The organism is Flavobacterium flavipallidum (assembly GCF_038289905.1).
In the GTDB taxonomy this organism is placed as follows: domain Bacteria; phylum Bacteroidota; class Bacteroidia; order Flavobacteriales; family Flavobacteriaceae; genus Flavobacterium; species Flavobacterium flavipallidum.
On record NZ_JBBYHU010000057.1, the window covers coordinates 1 to 7,898 of the forward strand.

Annotated in this window: 6 protein-coding genes; 2 read left to right on the top strand and 4 right to left on the bottom strand. The window is 34.9% G+C overall.

The annotated features are described in order from the left end of the window. Nucleotides 1-425: 425 nt before the first annotated feature. From AAEO59_RS16175 to AAEO59_RS16190, 4 genes are all read right to left on the bottom strand, one after another. Nucleotides 426-836 carry a BrxA/BrxB family bacilliredoxin gene (locus AAEO59_RS16175; protein ID WP_066328203.1) on the bottom strand — a complete coding sequence of 137 codons (411 nt, stop codon included), beginning with the start codon at nt 834-836 and terminating at the stop codon, nt 426-428. 191 nt (nt 837-1,027) lie between these two features. Continuing rightward, nucleotides 1,028-2,173 carry a lycopene cyclase family protein gene (locus AAEO59_RS16180; protein WP_341701786.1) on the bottom strand — a complete coding sequence of 382 codons (1,146 nt, stop codon included), beginning with the start codon at nt 2,171-2,173 and terminating at the stop codon, nt 1,028-1,030. Continuing rightward, nucleotides 2,170-2,673, bottom strand: coding sequence for a thioredoxin family protein (locus AAEO59_RS16185; protein ID WP_341701787.1), 504 nt, complete (start codon nt 2,671-2,673; stop codon nt 2,170-2,172). Before AAEO59_RS16185 ends, AAEO59_RS16180 begins: the two co-directional genes overlap by 4 nt. A 2-nt stretch (nt 2,674-2,675) precedes the next feature. Next, nucleotides 2,676-4,979 carry a TonB-dependent receptor gene (locus tag AAEO59_RS16190; protein WP_341701788.1) on the bottom strand — a complete coding sequence of 768 codons (2,304 nt, stop codon included), beginning with the start codon at nt 4,977-4,979 and terminating at the stop codon, nt 2,676-2,678. A 107-nt stretch (nt 4,980-5,086) separates the two neighbouring features. Between AAEO59_RS16190 and AAEO59_RS16195 the strand changes: the two genes are divergently transcribed. Together AAEO59_RS16195 and AAEO59_RS16200 are read left to right on the top strand one after the other, a co-directional pair. After that, on the top strand, nt 5,087-6,958 hold the full coding sequence (locus AAEO59_RS16195) for an Nramp family divalent metal transporter (protein ID WP_341701789.1): 1,872 nt from the start codon (nt 5,087-5,089) through the stop codon (nt 6,956-6,958). Between the two features lie 79 nt (nt 6,959-7,037). Then, nucleotides 7,038-7,691: a metal-dependent transcriptional regulator gene (locus AAEO59_RS16200; RefSeq protein ID WP_341701790.1), complete on the top strand. Its 654-nt coding sequence runs from the start codon at nt 7,038-7,040 to the stop codon at nt 7,689-7,691. Nucleotides 7,692-7,898: the final 207 nt, after the last annotated feature.

Here is a 7,898-nt window from a genome sequence, read left to right on the forward strand (position 1 = left end):
TTTTTAGCCGAAACTATATCTTGAAAAATCTCAAAAAGCAAAAATGACCGATAATGGATATCTAAAATCGGTCATTTTCTTTAATTTTTATTCAAAAGATAGATTACTTCTGAATGTGCCTATAGAAAGCTGCAACTGATGTTGTAGCTTTTTTTGTTTTTCACCACTATCCAGATAGCTATCGGGACACAGATTTTTACAAATTAATTTTAACCATTAAGGCATTAAGTTTAGTTAAGAATTTTTGTAATTCTTTCCGAAAAACTTTGCTTTATCTTCGGCTAAACAAAACCTTAATTCCCTAAATCTCTTAATGGTTTAAAATAAAAAACCGCAAATTCACATTAAAATCTGTGAATCTGCGGTAAATATTCTTAGTACGCTTTGCGAAAAAACTTAGTTTCCTTTGTGGTTAAACAAAAGTCTTAGCAAAATTCGTTATAAGCATCTTGTAAGTTCTCAGCAATCATTTCAGCTGGACGACCTTCAATGTGATGACGCTCTAACATGTGAACCAATTCTCCGTTTTTGAACAATGCCATAGATGGTGAAGATGGAGGAAAAGGGAACATATGTTGTCTGGCAGCATCAACAGCTTCTTTGTCAACGCCTGCAAAAACAGTGATTAAATGATCCGGTTTTTTAGCACCTTCTAAACTCATTTTTGCTCCCGGACGTGCATTTCTTGCAGCACAACCACAAACTGAGTTTACAACTACTAATGTTGTTCCTTCAGCTTTGATAGCGTTGTCTACGTCTTGTGCACTGTGTAAATCTTGAAAACCGGCTGCTGTTAATTCAGCCTGCATTGGAAGTACCATTTCTTGTGGATACATATCTTCTGTGTTTTATAGTTATAATTTTCGAATACGCAAAGTTACGAAGAATCTAACGAACTCTATGACTTGGATTATAAAGTTTTGTTATAGTTTGATAGATGTTACGAGCTTGTTAATTACTTTTTAAGTCTATTTATAAATTCATCAAAATTATCCCTTTAGGGTTAGGGAAAATAAATTTGATTATTTTATAAATAACGACCGGAACGGAATAATGCTTTTATAAAAAGCAATTTTGGACATTTTAAAATCACTTTTATATCTTCTTTCAGAGAAGTTTCTTCATCCAAAAATTTAAAAATTAATGCCGGATTTCCTTTTTTAAATATCGAAGAAAAAATACGGGAGCCCAACTCGTTTTGACGGTCTAAAATATCTAACAAAAGCAAATCGTAAAACCAGAATTTGTTTTTGCGGTGGAATTTTCTAAAATCGGTTTCCTTTTGTAAAAAAGAAATTAATCGTGTCGAATATTTATCGGAATTTTTAAAAGTATAACCCGTGCTGGCTTTGGTCCATCCGCCGGTAGTGCCTATATTGAGTACTCTTTTGGTGTTTTTTTTCCAAAATGGATAACAAGTCATTGGGATGCTACCCTGTTCTTTTTCGATGATTTTGTAATCAGCTATTCCGAGTTTTTGTAGGTAGCTAACTATCTCGGTTTCGTATTCCTCTTTTGCTAATAGCGTATGGGAAAACAAGGTGTATTCCAATAAAGCTTCGGTGCTAGAGCTTGGCAACACATACATAAAACGGGTATTACCTTTTTGAGTTACCGAAAAATCCATAAAAGTAGCTTGTTCCGGATTGAAAATTGCGTCTTCAGTTTTTATACGCCAACCAATAAAATGTTGCTGTAAAACCGGATATTTAGTCTGGTTTGTTACAGCAGCTTTGTTGTAAATGCTGTTAAAAACTTGGTCACAAGTGAATGCTTCTTTTTCTGTAGCAACATAAACATGAGTATCTAATTCGTTGATGTTTGTTACCTTTTCATTTAGAAAAGTGATGTTTTGGTGTTTGGAAATCAATTCAAAAACCAGATGATAAAAATCCAATCCCTGAATTTTGCAATATTGATAAGGAGCTAAATCTAAATTGCGTTTGAAATTTTGATTGGCAAACAAAGCCGAATCCCATTTTTGAGCAATTACTTCTTCCCAAATACTTTGTTCTTTTTTCCAAAAACACCAAGTTCTGTCATTCGATTTTTTTGGATTTTCATCCAAAAGTAAAATGCTTTTATCTTCAAATTTTCCAGATTGCAGCATTTTGTACACCGTCATTAAAGCGGCTAAACCGGATCCGGTAAAAATATAATGATAGTGTTTCATGGATTTGGGAACGATTTCTTCTCAAAAATAGCTAATTCCAGTGTTTTTTTCAGTATTGAAATTAGTTCTTTCGTTTTTAAGTAAGATTGTTTTTGAAGCAAAATACTATTTTTTTTGTCCAGAATTGTAATTGTGGGGTAGCTAACCTCGTTGTTTAGAGTTGCTAAGGCTGTAGCCAATTCGTGAATTCCTGTATTTTGACCATTAGGGAGGTATTTAAAAGTATGATTTTCATAGCTAATATCTGTTTTGGTTTCGGCATCTAATGGGACAAAATAAAAGTTGTCATTGAGTATGGAGATAATTTCAGGATTTTTAAAAGTGGAATTCTCCATCATTTTGCAGTATTTACACCAATTGGTATGAATGAAAACGACAATAGGTTTTGGGTTTTCTTTGGTTAATTGGACTGCTTCCTCAAAAGTATATGATTTCAGTTGGGCAAAACCCGAAGGAATTGTCCAAAAGAAAATTAGTACTATGAAGATTCGTTTTTTCATTTTTATTTTAAGGTATATCTCAAGCCAAAGAAACTTCGGATACCCTGATTCGGGCCATAAACGTAGCCGGGATCAAAAGTTAAAGCATAAGGATTGTCTGTTGTGTCGACTACCTGGCTATTTGGGATAAAATTTCCTTTTTGTCCATAATTTTCAGGGTCATTAGTATTACCGTTGGAGATTTTTACATTATCATCAAAAGGATCGTTGGCTCTGGCTATGATAAACGGGTTTCCTTTGTTAGGAGTCCAATTCAACAGGTTTTTTACGCCGGCATAGATTTCGATATTTTTAATTTTATTGAAGGTAAATTGAATATTTTGAATGCTCCAGGTAGGAGAGTGATCTTTTCTTGGGTCTAAATCTCCCAATGTTGGTAAACGCATCGGTCCGTATATGTTTCCGGTGTAATCAATGTCCAAGAACCATTTTTTTAAGCGATAGGAAATTGCCCAGGTTCCGGTGAATTTTTCCGTTAACATTTGACGGGTTTTAATTCCGTCTTCGGTTTTGGAAACATCCATGTAAGTTGCTCCTAAAATAAGTTTCAAACCAGAATTGAACACCATATCGATATTGGTACTAATTCCTTTAGTAACCGCATAACCATTTAAATTTTTATAAATAATCTGATTTGGATTACTGTCATAATCCGGAATAATGGAATTGGTAAAATAAGTATACCAGGTTGTGGTTTCCAGTCCGATGAAATTGCCGTTGCCTACATACATTTTTCTCAAATAGTTCAAATTAGCATTATAGGAACGTTCTGGTTTTAAGGCTTCTAATACGATTACATCGCGCGATCCGGTCAATGCAGCGTGTTCTTCGGTAAAAAGATTCACGATTCTAAAACCGGTTCCGGTATTGAATCTTAAAATGTTATTATCATTGATTTTTAATTTGTAGGCCAATCTCGGTGTAAAGATACTGCCGTGATTTTTATTGTAGTCGTATCGCGCTCCAAGTAAAATTTTGTGGTTTTCAGTCAATGAGATTTCGTCCTGAATAAACAAACTGGGAATCCAGTTAATGTCTTTTTCAACGGTTGCGGGGCTGTTGTCATTATAAAATTGGTAGCGCAATGCTGTTCCAAAAAGCAAATCATGCGTGTTTACTTTTTTGTCCCAGGTGAGTTGCCCAAAACCGATGCGCTGTTGTGCCAGATAAGGAGTGTTTCCGTAAACGGAATTTTGATCATGGTCGGTGTAGGAGAAGGAAAATAACATTTTCTCTTTGATAGGCAATTCATAGGCACCTAGTAATTCCCAGCGTTTGGTATAAATACTTTCTCCGTATATTTCGTCTCCGCCGCGGTATTTCTTTTCCCATTGCATTTCGCCTCCCCAACGGTCTTCGTAAAAAAATCGTCCCGCCATGGAGAAGAGTTTGTTGTTTTTTCTATTGAAATTCCATTTTTGAAACACCGAAATTCGATCCTGAAGTGTTACATCAGTAAAATTATCATGATTGTTATCTATTGGGTTACTGTAATTAAAATAATTTACCCCTGTTAGTACAGAAGCTGCTTTACCGATGTTTCCTTTGAAACCTAAGTCGGCATTGAGTTCGCCCCAGCTATTAGTAAAGGCATCTGCCGAAAAAACGGGCGCATTTTTAGGGTTTTTGGTGATTATGTTTATCAATCCTCCTACAGCTTCACTTCCATAAAGCGATGAAGCGGGACCTTTTACGATTTCGATACGTTCTAATAATGAATTTGGAATTCCTGATAAACCATAAACCGTCGATAGCCCACTGACAATGGGCATTCCGTCAATCAAAACCAATGTGTAAGGTCCTTCTAATCCGTTAATGTGGATATCTCCTGTATTACATACGTTGCAGTTGAGTTGCGGGCGAACGCCGTTTACATTTTGAAGTGCTTCAAAAATATTGGCTGTTGGGTTTTTTTTGAAAAAGCCAGGTTTGTACACTTCAACCGGAACAGAACTTTCCAGTCGATTTACGGGTTTAAGTGTTCCAGTAACGACTACTTCATCCAAAGTGTTGTTTTCTTTTAAATCAAAATTGATTATGACAGTAGTAGTTTCAGAGATTGTAATTTTTTTACTTTGACTTTTTAAACCGGTATAGCTGGCTGTAATTATATACGTCCCGGGAGAAAGTTGAGGTATTGTGTATTGACCTTCTTCATTACTTAATGTTGCTTTTTTATTTTCTTTCAAATAGATATTGGCAGAATGAAGTGGTTCACCTTCTGAGGAAATGCTTCCCTTTAAGGTAGCTTGCGCAAAAGAAAGGGCGTTAAATAGAATACAAAAGATAATAATTAGGTTTTTCACAACTATATTTTAGATTAGTTTATTTTAATTTTTAGACAAATCTAAAAATTATATTTTAACTAACAAAAAAATATAATTACATTTGCCTTAATCATTTAAAATACAATATGGGAAAGTCACTTGAAGAAGTACATCAGTCGGTTTTAACACAGGATAAAAAATCAGTTTTTAAAAAGATATTGGCTTTTTTTGGGCCTGCCTATTTGATTAGTGTGGGTTATATGGATCCAGGAAACTGGGCTACTGATATTGCCGGCGGAAGTCAGTTTGGGTATTCCTTGCTTTGGGTTTTATTGATGAGTAATATGATGGCTTTGTTGTTGCAAAGTTTAAGTGCCCGTTTGGGAATTGTAACCCAGCGTGATTTGGCTCAGGCTTCTCGTGAAACCTATTCTCCTTTTATCAATTATATTCTGTATTTTTTGGCGGAGATTGCCATTGCTGCCTGTGATTTAGCTGAGGTTTTAGGGATGGCAATCGGGATTAATCTATTATTTGGTATTCCATTGATTGAAGGGGTTTTAATCACAGTTTTAGATACTTTTTTATTATTGTTTTTGATTAATAAAGGAATCCGAAAAATGGAAGCTTTCATAATTACTTTAGTTAGTGTGATTGGAGTTTCTTTTGTTTTCGAAATGATTTTTGCCCAGCCAGAAATGGATAAAGTAGTTTTAGGACTAATTCCATCGATGCCTACAGATACGGCTCTGTACATTGCCATTGGGATAATTGGTGCTACGGTAATGCCTCACAATTTATATTTACATTCTTCTTTAGTACAAACTCGAAAGTTTGACCGTACGCCAGCAGGAATAAAACAGGCTTTGAAGTATAATTTTATTGACTCGACTATTGCATTGAATCTGGCATTCTTTGTCAATGCGGCGATTTTAATTTTAGCTGCAGCTACATTTTATAAAAGCGGAATGCATGAAGTGGCCGAAATTCAGGATGCGCATAAGTTTCTACAGCCTTTATTGGGAACTAAGTGGGCGCCTATTTTGTTTGCTGTGGCCTTGATTGCAGCTGGTCAAAGTTCGACGGTTACCGGAACTTTGGCGGGACAAATTGTAATGGAGGGATATTTGAATTTACGAATCCAACCATGGGTACGTCGTATTTTAACCCGATTGATAGCGATAGTTCCGGCGGTTATTGTAATCAGTATTTTTGGCGAAGAAGTTACAGGCGAGCTGTTGATTTTTAGCCAGGTGGTTTTGAGTTTACAATTAGGATTTGCGATTATTCCACTGATTCATTTTGTGAGTGATGCGCAAAAAATGAATGGTTTTCATATTGGAAAAATAACCCAAATAGCTTCCTGGATTATAGCAACCATTATTGTTTCGCTAAATGCAAAATTGGTTTTTGATGAAATTCAGGGTTGGCTGGAAGCATCCCAAAATCCTATTATTTTGTGGTTAACTGTTGTTCCATTGGCTTTTGGCTTTTTAGTTTTGTTGCTTTACATTGTGTTCAAACCTTTTATAACAAAAACCAGAATTGCTTTTCACAATCATTCGCCACATCATTTGAAACTTCATTTTTCCAAATCAGAAAGTTATACCAAAAAGAATATTGCGGTTTCGGTTGATTTTTCTTCGGCCGATGAAATTGCCTTGAATAGTGCTTTTGAATTAGGTGGAATTGAAGCCAATTATACTTTAATTCACGTAGTAGAAACTGTTGGAGCCATGGTTTATGGAGAACATATTGACGACCACGAAACTTTAGTTGATGAAAAATTATTAAAAGAATACCAAGAAATACTTTCTAAAAACGGTTTTAAAGTAAATGTCAAGTTAGGTTTTGGAAAACCCACAAAAGTAATTCCTAGAGAAGTGAATAGTGGTGGTTTTGATATTTTGGTAATGGGGACACACGGACATACCGGTTTCAAAGATTTAGTTTTTGGAACTACGGTAGATAAATTAAGGCATAAAATATCGATACCTTTGTTGATTGTTAAAAAATAAAAGTATTAAGTAAGTTGTATCAAGTATTAAGATTTTAATCTCAGATACCTAAAATCTACAACCTAAAATTTGTAATTCAATGACTTTTTCAGAAGAAAATTACCTTAAAGCAATATATCATTTAACTGTAGTTTCGACTTCGGGTGTAAGTACTAATGCCATTGCCGAAGTGATGGAAACCAAAGCTTCATCAGTAACAGATATGTTGAAGAAACTGTCTGAAAAAGACTTGGTTAATTATAAAAAATATCAGGGGGTTAGCCTTACCGAAAAAGGAAAATTAGAAGCTAAAATGATCGTTAGAAAACATCGTTTATGGGAAGTTTTCTTAGTGGAAAAATTAGGTTTTTCCTGGGATGAGGTTCATGATATTGCCGAACAATTGGAGCATATAAAATCAGAAAAACTGATTAATAAATTGGATGATTTTTTAGGAAATCCAACCGAAGATCCTCATGGAGATCCTATCCCGAATGCTCAGGGACAGCTGCCAAAAATGGATAAACAATTACTTTCGGAGTTGTCAGAAGGTCAGAAAGGTATTTGCGTAGGGGTAAAAGATACTTCTTCGGAGTTTTTAAAATATTTAGATAAACAAGGAGTTGCTTTAGGTTCAACCATTGAAATTATTGGGAAAGAAACTTTCGATTTGTCACTTCGAATAAAAGTTGACGAAAACCACCTGAATATTTCGAATAAGATTGCCAGTAATCTTTTTGTGAAACTGAGTTAGTAAAATTAATGTCAGTTCGAGCGCAGTCGAGAACATTCTAGTAATAAATATTAATCCCTCGACTCCGCTCAGGAAGACAGTTTGAAAAGGCATATTCATAATACCTCAATCTATTGTTTTTCATAAAAATAGGTATTATATTAGAAGAAACAAACCCCGAAATTGCTCAAAAGGAGTCAAAAACGGGGTTTTCTTTTATAGTGTGAT

Coding starts and splice junctions, on each gene's coding strand:
- AAEO59_RS16175 (WP_066328203.1), bottom strand. CDS start 836: ATGTATCCACAAGAAATGGTACTTCCAATGCAGGCTGAATTAACAGCA.
- AAEO59_RS16180 (WP_341701786.1), bottom strand. CDS start 2,173: ATGAAACACTATCATTATATTTTTACCGGATCCGGTTTAGCCGCTTTA.
- AAEO59_RS16185 (WP_341701787.1), bottom strand. CDS start 2,673: ATGAAAAAACGAATCTTCATAGTACTAATTTTCTTTTGGACAATTCCT.
- AAEO59_RS16195 (WP_341701789.1), top strand. CDS start 5,087: ATGGGAAAGTCACTTGAAGAAGTACATCAGTCGGTTTTAACACAGGAT.
- AAEO59_RS16200 (WP_341701790.1), top strand. CDS start 7,038: ATGACTTTTTCAGAAGAAAATTACCTTAAAGCAATATATCATTTAACT.